Below are 16,369 nucleotides of genomic sequence, written 5' to 3'. Positions count from 1 at the left end.
CGCGTGCCGGGCCGCGCCCCGGCCGTGAGGTGCGCGAACACGACGGGCCCCCGGTGACGACACGTCACCGGGGGCCCGCGGTAATGCCGGGACAGGGGCGGCTACAGCTTCTCGATCACGTAGTCGACGCAGGCCGTCAGCGCCTGCACGTCCGCCGGGTCGATCGCCGGGAACATCGCGATGCGCAGCTGGTTGCGGCCGAGCTTGCGGTACGGCTCGGTGTCCACGATCCCGTTGGCGCGCAGCACCTTCGCGACGGCCGCCGCGTCGATGTCGTCCGAGAAGTCGATGGTGCCGATGACCGAGGAGCGCTTGTCGGCGTCCTGGACGAAGGGGGTGGCGTACTTCGACGCCTCCGCCCAGCCGTACAGGTTCCGCGCGCTGGCCGCCGTACGGCCCGTGGTGAACTCCAGGCCGCCCTGGCCGTTCATCCACTCCAGCTGCTGGTCCAGCAGGAACAGCGTCGCGAGCGCCGGGGTGTTGTACGTCTGGTTCTTCAGCGAGTTGTCGATCGCCGTCGGCAGCGAGAAGAACTCCGGGATGTGCCGGCCGGACGCGTGGACGCGCGCCGCGCGCTCCAGGGCCGCCGGGGAGAACGCCGCCAGCCACAGACCGCCGTCCGAGGCGAAGGACTTCTGCGGCGCGAAGTAGTAGACGTCCGTCTCGGTGATGTCCACCGGCAGACCGCCGGCACCCGAGGTCGCGTCCACCAGAACGAGCGAACCGGCGTCCGCGCCCGCGACGCGCCGGATCGGCGCCGCCACACCCGTGGAGGTCTCGTTGTGGGTGTACGCGTACACGTCCACGCCCGCCTCGGCCACCGGCTCGGGGTGCGTGCCCGGCTCGGAGGAGATCACCGACGGCTCGTCCAGCCACGGCGCGAGCTTCGCGGCCTTGGCGAACTTCGACGAGAACTCGCCGAACGTCAGGTGCTGGGACTTCCGCTCGATCAGACCGGCGGTCGCGATGTCCCAGAAGGCGGTGGAGCCGCCGTTGCCCAGGATCACCTCGTACCCCTCGGGGAGGGAGAAGAGGTCCCGGAGGCCCTGGCGCACCGAGCCGACCAGGTTCTTGACCGGGGCCTGGCGGTGTGAGGTTCCGAGCAGGGAGGTACCGGTGGCGGCGAGGGCGTCCAGCGCCTCGGTCCGCACCTTGGAGGGGCCCGCGCCGAAGCGTCCGTCGGCGGGCTTGATGTCAGCGGGAATCTGGATCTCAGCCACGAGCGGAGCGTATCGGGTCCCGGTCCGCGCCCCGGACGCGCGTCCACCCGGTGAGACGGTCCGTCCCGATGCGAGGCTGGTCGCCGTGACGGCATCCGGGAAGACCACGAGCGAACTCGAACGGACACTGCGGGCGGAACTGCGCGGCGAGGTGGATTTCGGCGCGACGGCCCGCGCCCTCATGACCATGGACGCCTCCAACTACCGCCGCGTCCCCGTCGGCGTCGTCACCCCGCGCGACGCCCACGACGTGGCCGCGGCCCTGCGCATCTGCGCCGACGCGGGCGTCCCCGTCGTCCCGCGCGGCGGCGGCACCTCCATCGCCGGACAGGCCACCGGCACCGGCGTCGTCCTCGACCTCACCCGCCACATGAACCGCCTCCTCGCCCTCGACCCCGCCACCCGCACCGCCGTCGTCCAGCCCGGCCTCGTCCTCGACCGGCTCCGCGACGCCGCCCGCCCCCACGGACTGACCTTCGGCCCCGACCCCTCCACCCACTCCCGCTGCACCCTCGGCGGCATGATCGGCAACAACGCCTGCGGCGCCCACTCCGTCGCCTGGGGCACCACCGCCGACAACGTCACCGAACTGGCCGTCACCACCTACGGAGGCACCCCCCACCGGATCGGCACCGGCTGGACCGGAGCACCACCGGGCCTGCGCGGCCTCGTCGAAGCCAACCTGGCGACACTGCGCACCGGTATGTCCGGCGGCTTCTCCCGCCGCATCTCCGGCTACGGCGGCCTCGACGCCCTGCTCCCCGAACACGGCACCCAGGTCGCCCGCGCCTTCTGCGGCAGCGAAGGCACCCTCGCCGTCGTCACCGAAGCCGTCGTCCGCCTCGTCGAACCGCCCCGCGCCCCCGCCCTCGCCGTCCTCGGCTACGCCGACGAGAGCGCGGCGGCCGACGCCGCCGCCGGACTCCTCGGCCACGGCCCGCTGACCGTCGAGGGCATGGCCGAGGACCTCGTCCCCGGCCCGGCCGCCGCCGCACTGCCGCGCGGCCGGGCCTGGCTGTTCGCGGAAATGCCCGACGCCTCCGCCGCCCGCGCGCTCGTCCGGGCCGCGGACCCCCTCGACGCCCTCGTCGTCACCGACCCCGCCGGCCAACGCGCCCTGTGGCGGATCCGCGAGGACGCCGCCGGCACCGCCACCCGCGCCGCCGACGGCACCATGGCCTGGCCGGGCTGGGAGGACTGCGCCGTACCGCCCGCCCGGCTCGGCGCCTACCTGCGGGAGTTCCGCGCGCTGCTCGCCTCCCATGGGCTGCGCGGCACCCCGTACGGCCACTTCGGCGAGGGCTGCGTCCACGTACGGATCGACTTCGACCTGGCCTCCCCCGTCGGAGTGGCCCGCTACCGGGACTTCTCCCGCGACCTCGCCGACCTCGTCGTCGCCCACGGAGGCTCCCTGTCCGGCGAACACGGCGACGGGCAGGCCCGCGCCGAACTGCTCCCGCGCATGTACGGACCCGACGTCATCCGGCTGTTCGGCGCCTACAAGGACCTGTGGGACCCGGCCGGCGGGATGAACCCCGACATGCTCGTCCGGCCCGCCCGGATCGACGAGAACCTGCGCTTCGCCGTCCTGCCCGACCTGCCGCTCGCCCGCGAGGCCGCCCGCTGCGTCGGCGTCGCCAAATGCCGCACCACGGCCCCGGCCGGGACGGTGGGCGCGGCCGGGACGGTGGGCGCGACGGTGGGCGCGGCCGGTGCACCCGACGCCGGGGTGATGTGCCCGTCCTACCGGGTCACCGGCGAGGAACGGCACTCCACGCGCGGCCGCGCCCGGCTCCTCCACGAAATGCTCGCGGGCGAAGTGATCACCGACGGCTGGCGCTCCGCCGAGGTCGCCGAAGCCCTCGACCTCTGCCTCGGCTGCAAGGGCTGCCTCAGCGACTGCCCGGTCGGCGTGGACATGGCCACCTACAAGTCCCAGTTCCTCCACCAGCACTGGAAGGGCCGCATCCGGCCCCTCTCCCACTACACGCTCGGCGGCCTCCCGCAGTGGCTGCGCCTCATCGCCCGGCTGCGGGCCGCCCGCGCCGTGAACGCCGCCGCGCGCCTGCTGCCCGTACCGGGACTGACCCGCGAACGTCCGCTGCCCCCGCTCGCCGCCGAACCCTTCACGCGCTGGTGGGAGCGGAGCGGCCGGACGACGGCGGGGGCGGCCGCAGGGGCGACCGCAGGGGCGATCCCACCGCCCGTGGGTGGGACCCCCGTGACCCTGTGGCCCGACACGTTCACGCAGTACCTCGCCCCCGAGGTCGGCCGGGCCGCGACCGCGGTACTCGAAGCCGCCGGGCTGCAGGTGAGCCTCCCCGCCGGCCCGGTGTGCTGCGGCCTGACCCACCTCTCCACCGGCCGCCTCGACCGCGCCCGCAGCGTGCTCCGGCGGACGCTGGACACCGTCGAGCGCAGCGGGCAGCCGCACACCCTCACCGTCCTCGAACCCAGCTGCGCCGCGGCCCTGCGCACCGACCTCCCCGCCCTCCTCCCCGACGACCCGCGCGCCGCCCGGCTCGCGGCAGCCGTCCGCACCGTCGCCGAAACCCTGGAACAGCACGCCCCGCACTGGGCGCCGCCCCGCCTCGACCGCACGGTCGCCGGGCAGACCCACTGCCACCAGCACGCGGTGCTCGGCGACGCGGCGGACCGCCGCCTGCGCGAACGCGCCGGACTCACCGGCGAGCTCAGCGGAGGCTGCTGCGGCCTCGCCGGGAACTTCGGCTTCGAGCCCGGACACCACGAGGTGTCCGTGGCCTGCGCGGAGGAACAACTCCTCCCGGCGCTGCGCGGGGCCCCGCAGGGCACCCTCGTCCAGGCCGACGGGTTCTCCTGCCGCACACAGATCGCCCAGCTCGCCGGGACCAGGGCCCGCCACCTGGTGGAACTCCTGGCGGAAGGGCTGGAGGGGCTGGAAGGGCTGGAGGGGCTGGAGGGGCTGGAAGGAGTGGAGGGGATGGAACGGCCGGAAGGGCCGCGGGCCGATGGGGCGGGGACCGACGACCGGTGACGACACGTTTCCGTAGCGAACCTGTAAGGCGACATACGTGGAATCACTCCTTACGACCCCGTAATCTGGAGAAATGCCCGCACCAACCGCCGCGCCGAACGCGTCCCCGACGGCCACCCCCGCCACCCCCCTCCCCACCGAGGGGACCCGCTCCCGGTTCGGGCCCGTCGCGCTGGTGATCTCGGCCGGCGTCTCGGTGCAGTTCGGCGCCGCACTCGCGGTCATGATCATGCCGAGGGCGGGCGCCGCCGGCGTGGTCACCCTGCGCCTCGCGGCCGCCGCGATCGTGCTGCTCCTGCTCTGCCGGCCCAAGGTGAGGGGCTACACCCGCTCCGACTGGGGCACCGTCGCCGCCTTCGGCATCGCCATGGCGGGCATGAACGGCCTCTTCTACCAGGCCATCGACCGCATCCCGCTCGGCCCGGCCGTCACCCTGGAAGTCCTCGGACCGCTCGCCCTGTCCGTCATCGTCTCCCGGCGCCTGGTCAACCTCCTCTGGGCCGGACTGGCCCTCGGCGGTGTCGTCCTGCTGTCCGGCCACGGCGGCGGAGGCCTCGGCTTCGGCTCCCTCGATCCGCTGGGCGCCGCCTACGCCCTCGGCGCGGGCGCGATGTGGGCCGCGTACATCGTGTTCAGCGCGCGCACCGGCCGCCGCTTCCCGCAGGCCGACGGCCTGGCCCTCGCGATGGCCGCGGCCGCCGTCCTCTCCCTGCCCCTCGGCATCGTCGAGGCCGGCTCGGACCTGCTCGTCCCCAGCACCCTCGCCCTGGGCCTCGGCGTCGCCGTGCTGTCCTCCGTCCTTCCGTACACGCTCGAACTGCTCGCCCTCCGGCGCATGCCGGCGCCCACCTTCGCGATCCTGATGAGCCTGGAGCCGGCCATCGCGGCCACCGCCGGATTCCTCGTCCTGAACCAGGCCCTGTCCGCGCTGGACGCGCTCGCCATCGCCCTCGTGATCGCCGCCAGCATGGGCGCGGTCCGCTCACAGATCGGGAAGAAGGCCGGCTGATGGACGTCTCCGCCTACCTCGAAGGCGTGCCCGAGGCCCGCAGGCCGGCCCTCACCCGCCTGCGCGAGCTCTGCCTGACCGAGCTCCCGGACTTCGAGGAACGCATCGCGTACGGGATGCCGGTGTACGTACGCCAGGGCGCGGCCGAGGGCGAGATCGCCTGGGCGAGCCAGAAGCAGTACATCTCGTTCTACCTGATGCGCACGGACGTCCGGGAAGCCTTCGCGGACCGCCTGGCCGCCCACGACATGGGCAAGGCCTGCCTGCGCTTCCGCCACCCGGACCGCATCGACTTCCCCCTCCTGCGCGACCTCCTCCAGGCCACGGCCAAGGCACCGCCGGGCCCGATCTGCTGAAGGGCGGGGGCGAGGGCGGGAGCCACCGGAGCGGCATCAGGGCTGTCCTGGGGGTTTCCCGTCAGTCCCATCGTCTCTCCGTGTCGGGCCGGCCCCTCAAGGGCGCTCGTTCCTCGCGTCGCTTCGCGATGGCCTGCGGCCACCCTTGACCGACCGTCCCGCCCCGGAAAAACGAGGACAGCCGGGAAACCCCCAAAGGAACGGGCCGGGCGACAGGACCGAAGACGGGGAGTCGGAGAGGGCCGGGCGGAGCCCGGCCCGGGGCGCCCCAGATCGCTACGCGCTCCTCCAGCAGAGCGGCTGTGACCTCCACTGGCTGGGCATAAGCCGCCACGAATCGCTACGCGCTCCTGTCCGACGGCGTCCGCGAGCCTCGTGGGCCGGGCACAAGCCGCCCACAACCGCTACGCGCTCCTCTGCGACCGCGTCCGGCCCTCGTCGGTAGGTGGGGATCCCTTCGGCCGGGCCGATGCCAACGCTCCTGAAGGCGCGGTGGAAGCGGGCACTGGTCAGCGTTCGATGTAGTGACGGAAGCCTTCTGCGCGGCTCTAAAAGCCACACGACGCGTAGAAGGTGTGGACGTACGCGTCATCGGCTGCCCAGGACAGCCCTGATGCGGCCCCAGCGGCTCCCGCCCCCTACCCCCGCCCCACAAAAACCCCCGCTCCGCCCCCGAAACCGCAGCCGCGCCCCCCGCGTCCTTCCTGGAGCGTGCGCCCGCCCGGCCGGCCGCGGGGGACCGGCCGGGCGGGCGTACCGCCTCACCCCAGCGGCAGGTCCAGGTAGGACGGTGTGGACTCCGGGGAGGTGAAGTCCAGCGTGGCGCGGGGGAGGTTCCCGTCGGCGTAGAAGGGGTCGCGGGCGTCGACGACCAGCATCAGGCGGTGGCCGCGCGGGACGTCGTACGCCGTCGCCTGGAGCTCGATGTCCGCGCTGATGAGACTGTCCGGCGGCGAGCCGAGGTCGGTGAACGGCGCGTGCGTGACGATGTGCGCGGAGCCGTCCGGGGCCGTGTCCAGCAGGTAGGCGACGAAGGCGGACCCGGGGTTCGCCGCGCGGTACGTCACGCGCAGCCGCGGCGTGCCGCGCAGCCGCAGGGTCTCCGCCACCGGGTCGGCGGTCCACACGGCCGCGACGGTCCGGTCGATGTCGTCCGTCGGGTAGACCTTCGGGCGGCCCGCGATCTCCGCGTAGCCGGATTCCACGATGCGGTCGGCGACGGTGGCCGGGGTGTCCATTCCGCACAGCACGGTCGAGGTCCAGCCGGTGCGCGGTTCGTCGCCGAGCTCCCCGTCGTCCGCCAGGTGCAGCCGCTGCACGTGTTCGGTCACGGAGGGCCAGGTGGGGCGGGGTTCGAGGGTCTTGCTCCACATGACCTCGGACAGCACCTGGTCCTCGGTGTCGATGCCGTTGTCGACGCCCATCAGGTGGTGGTCGAACCAACGGTGGGCGTCGGTCCAGATCCGGTTCGGCAGGCCGAGGATGCCGGACATCTCGGGCCCCGAGTGGTCTCCGACGGAGAGGACGATGCGTTTGGGGCCGGTCAGCTCGTTGAACATCCGGAGCGTCTGGTTGGGCGGGAAGAGCGTCTCGTGCCAGGCGTGCGCGAAGAAGACGGGCACCTGGCGGCGGTTGAGTTCCTTGATGTGGGTGAACGGCGAGCGCACCTCCGCCCAGCGCAGCGCGCCCCGGACGTCGCCGCCGGAGAGGACGTTGTCGAAGACGCTCTGCGTCTGCGGGCTCAGCCGCGCCTTCGAGGCCGCGCCGAGCAGCGCCCGTACGGCGGCGACGTGGCGGGTGGAGTTCTCGTAGAAGGCCTCCCCGAGGTCGCCCCAGGTGCTGAGCGCGACGACGGCGTCGACGCGCGTGTCGTGCGCGGCGACCAGCTGGGCGATGCCCGAGCCGTAGGAGTCCCCGAGGAAGCCGATCCGTGTCACGGGGCCGGTGCTGCGCTCGATGAGGTGGTCCAGGGCGCGGCTGCCGTCGGCGACGTCCAGCGGCCCGGCGACGTCCACCCGGCCCTCGGAGCCGGCGAACCCGCGGGCGGAGTAGGCGAGGACGTCGTAGCCGCGCGCCGCGAAGAGGGTGGCCTGGACGGCGTACGCGAGCCAGCCCAGGCCGGTCCAGGGGGACGGCATGACGATCACGGGGCGCGGCCGTGTCCCGAGGTGCCGCCACAGTGCGGCGTCGAGCAGGTCGCCGTCGGCGCCGGTCACCTTGCCGCGGGTGAAGGCGGCGACGGAGCGCAGCTCGGCGATCTCGGCGGCGCGGGCGGGGGCGAGGCCGGTGACGTCGCCGCTCTCCAGGGCGGTGACGAAGGCGCCGAGGGCGGTCGCGTCGAGTTCGGGGTAGAGGGAGGAGGGGGTTCGGGCGGCTGTGGTCACGTCAGTTCTCCTCGTCGTCGAGTGACACGAACGTGGTGCGCCCGTCCCGGGCCCGGAGCGGAACGCCCAGTATCGACGGGACAATCCGGTGATGTTCTGCCGGTTTCCGGCGTACGGCCTGAATCGCCTCCCGCGCGCTCCGGCCGGGGTGTGCCCCGAGACCTGCGGCCCGGACGGCCGGGGCACAACATCCCTTCTGTTGTGCCGGTTTGGTACGGGTGGCGGGAAGGTGTCGCCTCCCGAGAAAATCATGCAAGCGTGCTTGATTGTTTTCCTGGCGGCTGCCAGTCTTCCCCTCACGCCGAGAGGGGAGCGCACCGTGCCCGATCCGTCCGCCGTCACCGTCTTCGCCGATCTGAGGGAAGAGGGTGCTGAACTCGACAGACTCGTGGCCGAGTTGGAGGGACCGGACTGGGCCAGGCCCACCCCCGCCCCCGGCTGGCGCATCGCCCACCAGATCGCCCACCTGCACTGGACGGACCGGGCCTCGCTGTTGTCGCTCACCGACGCCGAGGGCTTCGGGCACATGGTCGAGGCGGCGCTCAAGGCCCCCGACACCTTCGTGGACGAGGGCGCCGAGGAGGGCGCCGGGCTGGACCCGGCCGAACTGCTCGCCCGCTGGCGCGCGACCCGGCACGCCCTCGACGAGGCACTGGCCGCGGCCTCGCCCGACGCCCGCTTCCCCTGGTACGGGCCCGCGATGAAGGCCGCCTCGATGGCGAGCGCCCGCCTGATGGAGACCTGGGCCCACGGCCAGGACGTCGCGGACGCCCTCGGAGTGCGCCGCGCCCCGACCGCGCGGCTGCGGCACGTGGCGCGGATCGGCGTCCGGGCCAGGGACTACGCCCACGCCGTACGCGGACTGCCCGCACCCGCCGAGGAGTTCCGGGTGGAGCTGAGCGCCCCCGACGGATCCGGGACCTGGGAGTACGGGCCGCCCGGCGCGGCGCAGCGGATCACCGGCCCGGCGTTCGACTTCTGCCTCCTGGTGACCCAGCGCGCCCACCGCGCCGACCTGGCCCTGCATGCGACCGGCCCCGACGCCGACCGCTGGCTGGACATCGCCCAGGCCTTCGCCGGCCCGGCGGGCCAGGGACGGCAGCCCGGACAGGCCGGCGCGTCCGGGCCGGCCGCGGCCCCGGAGCCGGCTTCGGGGGAGCGCCCCACCGGGCCGGCGGGGGACCGGGGCCCGGGGGCCGGTCGGTGAGCCGGCGCCCGCTGCGCATCGGCAACGCGTCCGGCTTCTACGGGGACCGCTCCGACGCCGTCCGCGAGATGCTCACCGGCGGCCCGCTCGACGTGCTGACCGGCGACTACCTCGCCGAACTGACCATGCTGATCCTCGGCCGCGACCGGCTGAAGGACCCGGACCTCGGCTACGCCAGAACCTTCCTGCGCCAACTGGAGGAAGGCCTCGGGCTGGCCCACGAGCGGGGCGTACGGATCGTCACGAACGCGGGCGGCCTGCACCCGGCCGGACTCGCCGCGGCCGTTCGGGCGCTGGCGGCCAAGGTGGGCGTGCCCGTCACCGTGGCCCACGTCGAGGGCGACGACCTCACCGCCCGCCACGAGGGAGCCCTCACCGCCAACGCCTACCTCGGCGGCGCCGGCATCACCGCCTGCCTGCGGGCCGGCGCGGACGTGGTCGTCACCGGCAGGGTCACCGACGCCGCGCTGGTCAGCGGTCCGGCGGCCTGGTGGTTCGACTGGTCCCCCGAGGACCACGACCGGCTCGCGGGCGCGGTGGTCGCGGGCCACGTCCTGGAATGCGGCACCCAGGCCACCGGCGGGAACTACTCCTTCTTCACCGCCCACGACGTGCGCCGCCCCGGCTTCCCGCTCGCGGAGATCTCCCCGGACGGTTCGGCGGTCATCACCAAGCACCCGGGGACGGGCGGCGTGGTCTCGGCCGGCACGGTCACCGCCCAGCTCCTCTACGAGACCCAGGGCCCCCGCTACCTCGGCCCCGACGTCACGGCCCGGCTGGACACCGTCCGGCTCACCGACGACGGCCCCGACCGCGTCCGCATCAGCGGAGTGCGGGGCGAGGCACCACCGCCGACCCTCAAGGTGGGCGTCACCCGCATCGGCGGCTGGCGCAACGAGGTCGTCTTCGTCCTGACGGGCCTGGACGTCGAGGCCAAGGCCGAACTCGTACGCGCCCAGCTCGCCGACGCCCTGGAAGGCGTCGCCGACGCACGCTGGACCCTGGCCCGCACCGACCACGCGGACGCCGACACGGAGGAGACGGCGAGCGCCCTGCTGCGCCTCGTGCTCCGCGACCCCTCCGCGGACCGGGTCGGCCGGGCGCTCACCTCGGCCGCGGTCGAGCTGGCCCTCGGCAGCTACCCCGGCTTCCACGTCACCGCCCCACCCGGCCCGGCCCAGCCCTACGGGGTCTTCGCCTCCACCTCCGTCCCGGCCACGCAGGTCCCCCACACCGCGGTCCTCCCGGACGGCACCCACCTCCAGATCCCCGCCCCGCCCACCGCACCTTCAACCGGGCCGGGCGAGCCGGCCGCACCTTCAGCCGGTCCGGCGGAGCCCACCGCGCCTTCAGCCTCGCCGGCGTTTGAGGCGCGGGGGTCCGGGGGCGGAGCCCCCGAAGGGGTCGGGGGCGCAGCCCCCGCCGTGTCCGGGGCGGGCCCCCGGGAGACCGTCCGCGCCCCCCTCGGGTTGCTCGCCGGGGCCCGCAGCGGCGACAAGGGCGGCGACGCCAACGTCGGCGTCTGGGTCGCCACCGGCCCCGCCTGGGACTGGCTGCGCGACACCCTCACCGTCGAGCTGTTCCGGTCCCTGCTCCCCGAGACCCGCGGCCTCACCGTGCTCCGGCACGAACTCCCCGGCCTCCGCGCCCTGAACTTCACCGTCACCGGCATCCTCGGCGACGGCGTCGCCTCCGGCCACCGCTTCGACCCCCAGGCCAAGGCCCTCGGCGAATGGCTCCGCGCCCGGCACCTCGACATCCCCGTCCACCTGCTCCCGCCCCCGGAGGGGACCGGCACATGACCCGCCTGCGCACCACCGTCGACCCGCACGCCCCCGAGCACACCAGCGCCCGTACGGCCGCCCTGGAACGCCTCGCCGCCCTCGACGCCGAGCACGCCAAGGCCCTCGAGGGCGGCGGGGAGAAGTACACGGCCCGGCACCGCGGGCGCGGCAAGCTGCTGGCCCGCGAACGCGTCGAGCTGCTCCTCGACCCCGACACCCCGTTCCTGGAGCTGTCCCCGCTCGCCGGATGGGGAAGCGACTACCCCGTGGGCGCCTCCATGGTCACCGGCATCGGCACGGTCGAGGGCGTCGAATGCCTGATCACCGCCAACGACCCCACCGTCCGCGGCGGGGCCAGCAACCCGTGGACGCTGAAGAAGGCGCTGCGCGCCAACGAGATCGCCCGGCAGAACCGCCTGCCCGTCATCAGCCTCGTGGAGTCCGGCGGCGCCGACCTGCCCTCCCAGAAGGAGATCTTCATCCCGGGCGGCGCGCTCTTCCGCGACCTCACCCGGCTGTCCGCCGAGGGCATCCCGACCATCGCGGTCGTCTTCGGCAACTCCACCGCCGGAGGCGCGTACGTCCCCGGCATGTCCGACCACACGGTCATGATCAAGGACCGGTCCAAGGTGTTCCTCGGCGGACCGCCCCTGGTGAAGATGGCCACCGGCGAGGAGAGCGACGACGAGTCCCTAGGCGGCGCCGACATGCACGCCCGCACCTCCGGCCTCGCCGACCACTACGCCCTCGACGAGCACGACGCCCTCCGCCAGGCCCGCCGCATCGTGGCCCGCCTGAACCACCGCAAGCCGCACGCGGACCCGCCGCAGGCAGCGGAACCCCTCCACGACCCGGAGGAACTGCTCGGCATCGTCCCGCCCGACCTGAAGACCCCCTTCGACCCCCGCGAGGTCGTCGCCCGGATCGTCGACGGCTCCGCGTTCGACGAGTTCAAACCGCTCTACGGCACCAGCCTCGTCACCGGATGGGCCACCCTCCACGGCTACCCGGTCGGCATCCTCGCCAACGCCCAGGGCGTGCTCTTCAGCGCCGAGTCCCAGAAGGCCGCGCAGTTCATCCAGCTCGCCAACCAGCGCGACATCCCGCTCCTCTTCCTCCACAACACCACCGGCTACATGGTCGGCAAGGAGTACGAACAGGGCGGCATCATCAAACACGGCTCGATGATGATCAACGCCGTCTCCAACTCGAAGGTCCCGCACCTGTCCGTGCTCATCGGCGCGAGCTACGGCGCCGGTCACTACGGCATGTGCGGCCGCGCCTACGAGCCCCGCTTCCTCTTCGCCTGGCCCAGCGCCAAATCCGCCGTCATGGGCCCCCAGCAGCTCGCCGGCGTCCTCTCCATCGTGTCCCGGCAGTCCGCCGCCGCGAAGGGCCTCCCGTACGACGAGGAACAGGACGCCGGCATGCGCGCCTTCGTGGAGGCGCAGATCGAGTCCGAATCCCTCCCGATGTTCCTGTCCGGGCGGCTGTACGACGACGGCGTCATCGACCCGCGCGACACCCGCACCGTCCTCGGCCTGTGCCTGTCGGCCGTCCACAACGCCCCCGTCGAGGGCGCCCGTGGCGGCTTCGGCGTCTTCCGGATGTGAGCCCGCACATGACGAACCTGACCTCCCTCCTCGTCGCCAACCGCGGCGAGATCGCTGTACGGATCTTCCGCACCGCCCGTGACCTGGGCCTGGCCACTGTCGCCGTCCACTCCGACCCGGACGCCGACGCCCTCCACGTCCGCTCCGCCGACGCGGCCGTACGCCTGCCGGGCGCCACCCCCGCCGACACCTACCTGCGCGGCGACCTGGTCATCAAGGCCGCCCTCGCCGCCGGAGCCGACGCCGTCCACCCCGGCTACGGCTTCCTCTCCGAGAACGCCGACTTCGCCCGCCAGGTCCAGGACTCCGGCCTGACCTGGATCGGCCCGCCCCCCGAGGCCATCGAGGCCATGGCCTCCAAGACCCGGGCCAAGGAACTGATGCGCGCCGCCGGCGTCCCCCTCCTCGACCCCGTCGACCCGGCCACCGCCACCCCCGCCGACCTGCCCCTGCTGCTCAAGGCGGCCGCCGGCGGAGGCGGCCGCGGCATGCGGGTGGTCCGCGACCTGGACGCCCTCGGAGAAGCCCTGCGCGCCGCCTCCGCCGAAGCGGCCTCCGCCTTCGGGGACGGCGAGGTCTTCGCCGAGCCCTACGTGGAGCGCGGCCGCCACGTCGAGGTGCAGATCCTCGCCGACGCCCACGGCACCGTCTGGGCGCTCGGCACCCGCGACTGCTCCCTCCAGCGCCGCCACCAGAAGGTCATCGAGGAGGCACCCGCACCGGGCCTGTCGGACACCCTGCGCGAAAGCCTCCACACGGCCGCCGTCGCCGCGGCCCGGGCCGTCTCCTACCGGGGAGCCGGCACCGTCGAATTCCTCGTCACCACCGACGGCCGCCCCTACTTCCTGGAGATGAACACCCGCCTCCAGGTCGAGCACCCCGTCACCGAAGCCGTCTTCGGCCTTGACCTCGTCGCCCTCCAACTGCGCGTCGCCGAGGGCGAGGCTCTGCCCCCGGCGCCCCCCGAGCCCACCGGCCACGCCGTCGAGGCCCGCCTCTACGCCGAGGACCCCGCCCAGGACTGGCGCCCGCAGACCGGCGTCCTGCACACCCTGCACGTCCCCGGAGCCGTCCGCGTCGACACCGGCTTCACCGACGGCGACACCGTCGGCATCCACTACGACCCCATGCTCGCCAAGGTCGTCGCCCACGCCCCCACCCGCGCCGAAGCCGTCCGCGTCCTCGCCCACGCCCTCGCCGGAGCGCGCATCCACGGTCTCACCACCAACCGCGAGCTCCTCGTACGGTCCCTCCTGCACCCGCAGTTCGCCACCGGGCAGCCCGACACCGGCTTCTACGACCGCCACCTCACCGCCCTCACCGAGGACACCCCGGACGCCACCACCGCCGCCGTCGCGGCCGCCCTCGCCGCAGCGGCCCCCGCCCCCGGCGCACCCCTCGCGGCCCGCATCGGCGGCTGGCGCAACCTCCGCTCACAGCCCCAGACCCGCCGCTACACCGCGGGCGGCACCGAGCACGAGGTCCGCTACACCACCGGCACCGGCACCACCCGGCTCGTCGACCACCCCGGCATCGTGGTCCTGGCCGCCGCCCCCGACCGCGTCACCCTCGAAGTCGACGGGATCCGGCGGATGTTCCACGTGAAACACAACGGGACCGAGGTCTACGTGGACTCCGCCCTCGGATCCCACACCCTCACCCCCGTCCCCCGCTTCCCGGACCCCCAGGACCGGACCGAACCGGGCTCCCTGCTCGCCCCCATGCCCGGCACCGTCGTCCGCGTCGCCGAGGGCCTCGCCCCCGGCAGCCGCGTCACCGCCGGGCAGCCCCTGCTCTGGCTGGAAGCCATGAAGATGGAGCACCGCATCCTCGCCCCGGCCTCCGGCACGCTCACCGCGCTCCACGCCGCCACCGGCCAACAGGTCGAATTCGGCGCCCTGCTCGCCGTCGTCCAGGAGGAAAAGCCCGCATGAGCCCCGTCATCGAAACCGAAGAACACCAGGCCCTGCGCGCGGCCGTCGCCGCCCTGGGAGCACGCTACGGCCGCGACTACCTCGCCCGCGTCGCCCGCGAGGGCGGCCACCCCGACGAGCTGTGGGCCGACGCCGCGAAACTCGGCTACCTCGGCGTCAACCTCCCCGAGGAGTACGGCGGCGGAGGCGGCGGCATCGCCGAACTCTCCATCGTCCTCGAAGAACTCGGCGCCGCGGGCTGCCCCCTGCTCATGATGGTCGTCTCACCCGCCATCTGCGGCACGGTCATCGCCCGCTTCGGCACCGACGAACAGAAGCGGACCTGGCTTCCCGGCCTCGCCGACGGCAGCCGCACCATGGCCTTCGGCATCACCGAACCCGACGCCGGATCCAACTCCCACCGCATCACCACCACCGCCCGCCGGGACGGCGACGACTGGATCCTCACCGGCCGCAAGGTCTTCATCTCCGGCGTCGACATCGCCGACGCCACCCTGATCGTCGGCCGCACCGAGGACGCCCGTACGGGACGCCTCAAGCCCTGCCTGTTCATCGTCCCGCGCGACGCCCCCGGCTTCGGCCGCACGGTCATGGACATGGAACTCCATGCCGCGGAGAAGCAGTTCGAACTCACCCTGGACGACGTCCGCCTCCCCTCCTCCGCCCTGGTCGGCGACGAGGACGCCGGCCTGCTCCAGCTCTTCGCCGGTCTCAACCCCGAGCGCATCATGACCGCCGCCTTCGCCATCGGAATGGGCCGCCACGCCCTCGCCAAGGCCGTCGACTACGCGAAGTCCCGCCAGGTGTGGAAGGAGCCCATCGGCGGCCACCAGGCGGTCGCCCACCCCCTGGCCCAGGCCCACATCGAACTCGAACTGGCCCGCCTGATGATGCAGAAGGCGGCACACCTGTACGACGCGGGCGACGACATGGGAGCGGGCGAGGCGGCGAACATGGCCAAGTACGCGGCGGGGGAGGCCTGCGTACGGGCCGTGGACCAGTCCGTCCACACCCTCGGCGGCAACGGCCTCACCCGCGAATACGGCCTGGCCTCCCTCATCACCGCGGCCCGCGTGGCCCGCATCGCCCCGGTCAGCCGCGAAATGATCCTCAACTTCGTCTCCCACCAAACCCTGGGCCTCCCCAAGTCCTACTAGTGCCCTGCGGGGTGCCCTGCGGGCTTGCTCGGCTGGTCCGGGTGCGAGTCGGCGGGGCGGTGGCGGTCAGGGGTCGGGGGTCGGTGCCGTGCCGGGGTGTCTCCTCGGCTCGGCGCGTGCGGGCACGTCTCGGCGGCACCCGGTGGTCGCGCCTCGTCCTGCGGGGACACCCCGCCACGTCCCCGCCCCCCTCGGCCCGACCCGCTCAGCAGCCGTGTTCCCCGCCCGGCCGGACGCGTTCCCGCTCTGCCGGATGGCAAGGCAGCGGGCCTCGGCGGGGCAACTGGGCCGCGGGTGCGGGCTGGTCGGAGTCGGCCGTGGGGTGGGGACACGGAGGAGGGTCCCCGCAGGACGAGCGCGCGACCCAGGCCGCCTGGCCGCGACACACCCGCACGCGCCGAGCCGAGGAGACCCTCCTCCGGGTCCCCACCCCACACCCCCGCCCCGCGTCACCACCGTCACAGCAACCGCCGTCACCCGCGGAGCAACCCCGCAGGGGCCCCCGCACCCGCGACACCCCGCCCCGCGTCACCCCACGTCACAGCAACCGCCGCCCCACCCGCGGAGCAACCCCGCAGCGGAACCGCACCCGCGACACCCCGCCCCGCGTCACCCCACGTCACAGCAACCGCCGCCCCACCCGCGGAGCAACCCCGCAGGGGACCCGCACCCGCGACACCCCGCCCCGC

10 protein-coding genes are annotated in these 16,369 nt (G+C 74.0%); 8 read left to right on the top strand and 2 right to left on the bottom strand.

The window, feature by feature from the left end:
• Positions 1–101: 101 nt before the first annotated feature.
• A complete protein-coding gene (serC, locus tag ACPU2J_RS15155; RefSeq protein ID WP_361596071.1) occupies positions 102–1,220 on the bottom strand; it encodes a phosphoserine transaminase in 1,119 nt (372 codons plus the stop codon).
• Here serC and ACPU2J_RS15150 point away from each other — a divergent pair.
• The 3 genes from ACPU2J_RS15150 to ACPU2J_RS15140 all read left to right on the top strand — a co-directional run bounded on the left by ACPU2J_RS15150 (position 1,192) and on the right by ACPU2J_RS15140 (position 5,601).
• The gene (locus ACPU2J_RS15150; protein ID WP_423833444.1) at positions 1,192–4,236 is read left to right on the top strand and encodes an FAD-binding and (Fe-S)-binding domain-containing protein; all 3,045 of its coding nucleotides are present in this window, start codon (positions 1,192–1,194) and stop codon (positions 4,234–4,236) included. The genes serC and ACPU2J_RS15150 overlap by 29 nt on opposite strands.
• 73 nt (positions 4,237–4,309) lie before the next feature.
• A complete protein-coding gene (locus ACPU2J_RS15145) occupies positions 4,310–5,245 on the top strand; it encodes an EamA family transporter (RefSeq protein WP_423833443.1) in 936 nt (311 codons plus the stop codon).
• Positions 5,245–5,601, top strand: a complete 357-nt coding sequence (locus tag ACPU2J_RS15140; protein ID WP_365499148.1) for a DUF1801 domain-containing protein — start codon at positions 5,245–5,247, stop codon at positions 5,599–5,601. Before ACPU2J_RS15145 ends, ACPU2J_RS15140 begins: the two co-directional genes overlap by 1 nt.
• Before the next feature lie 761 nt (positions 5,602–6,362).
• On the opposite strand, the gene ACPU2J_RS15135 is transcribed toward ACPU2J_RS15140, so the two are convergent.
• Entirely contained in the window at positions 6,363–7,985 is a 1,623-nt protein-coding gene (locus ACPU2J_RS15135) for an alpha/beta fold hydrolase (RefSeq protein WP_423833442.1), read from the bottom strand.
• A 319-nt stretch (positions 7,986–8,304) separates the two neighbouring features.
• Here ACPU2J_RS15135 and ACPU2J_RS15130 point away from each other — a divergent pair, with 319 nt between their 5' ends.
• The 5 genes from ACPU2J_RS15130 (at position 8,305) to ACPU2J_RS15110 (ending at position 15,680) form a co-directional block, all read left to right on the top strand.
• Positions 8,305–9,192, top strand: a complete 888-nt coding sequence (locus tag ACPU2J_RS15130) for a TIGR03084 family metal-binding protein (protein WP_423833441.1) — start codon at positions 8,305–8,307, stop codon at positions 9,190–9,192.
• 68 nt (positions 9,193–9,260) lie between these two features.
• Positions 9,261–10,994, top strand: coding sequence for an acyclic terpene utilization AtuA family protein (locus ACPU2J_RS15125; protein WP_423834969.1), 1,734 nt, complete (start codon positions 9,261–9,263; stop codon positions 10,992–10,994).
• Positions 10,991–12,589: an acyl-CoA carboxylase subunit beta gene (locus ACPU2J_RS15120; RefSeq protein WP_420080451.1), complete on the top strand. Its 1,599-nt coding sequence runs from the start codon at positions 10,991–10,993 to the stop codon at positions 12,587–12,589. The genes ACPU2J_RS15125 and ACPU2J_RS15120 overlap by 4 nt, the downstream gene beginning before the upstream one ends.
• Before the next feature lie 8 nt (positions 12,590–12,597).
• Positions 12,598–14,523, top strand: coding sequence for an acetyl/propionyl/methylcrotonyl-CoA carboxylase subunit alpha (locus tag ACPU2J_RS15115; protein WP_423833440.1), 1,926 nt, complete (start codon positions 12,598–12,600; stop codon positions 14,521–14,523).
• Entirely contained in the window at positions 14,520–15,680 is a 1,161-nt protein-coding gene (locus tag ACPU2J_RS15110) for an acyl-CoA dehydrogenase family protein (protein ID WP_420080453.1), read from the top strand. The genes ACPU2J_RS15115 and ACPU2J_RS15110 overlap by 4 nt, the downstream gene beginning before the upstream one ends.
• The last annotated feature ends 689 nt before the right edge of the window (positions 15,681–16,369 follow it).

This window comes from Streptomyces manipurensis (genome assembly GCF_049570255.1).
Lineage (GTDB): Bacteria > Actinomycetota > Actinomycetes > Streptomycetales > Streptomycetaceae > Streptomyces > Streptomyces manipurensis.
Note: the sequence above shows the minus strand (reverse complement) of the source record. Positions and strands in the feature narration are given on the sequence as shown.

Excerpts from the sequence above, each read along its gene's own strand:
- ACPU2J_RS15115 (WP_423833440.1), top strand. The coding sequence starts at position 12,598 with ATGACGAACCTGACCTCCCTCCTCGTCGCCAACCGCGGCGAGATCGCT.
- ACPU2J_RS15110 (WP_420080453.1), top strand. The coding sequence starts at position 14,520 with ATGAGCCCCGTCATCGAAACCGAAGAACACCAGGCCCTGCGCGCGGCC.
- ACPU2J_RS15150 (WP_423833444.1), top strand. The coding sequence starts at position 1,192 with ATGTCAGCGGGAATCTGGATCTCAGCCACGAGCGGAGCGTATCGGGTC.
- ACPU2J_RS15145 (WP_423833443.1), top strand. The coding sequence starts at position 4,310 with ATGCCCGCACCAACCGCCGCGCCGAACGCGTCCCCGACGGCCACCCCC.
- ACPU2J_RS15125 (WP_423834969.1), top strand. The coding sequence starts at position 9,261 with ATGCTCACCGGCGGCCCGCTCGACGTGCTGACCGGCGACTACCTCGCC.
- ACPU2J_RS15140 (WP_365499148.1), top strand. The coding sequence starts at position 5,245 with ATGGACGTCTCCGCCTACCTCGAAGGCGTGCCCGAGGCCCGCAGGCCG.
- ACPU2J_RS15120 (WP_420080451.1), top strand. The coding sequence starts at position 10,991 with ATGACCCGCCTGCGCACCACCGTCGACCCGCACGCCCCCGAGCACACC.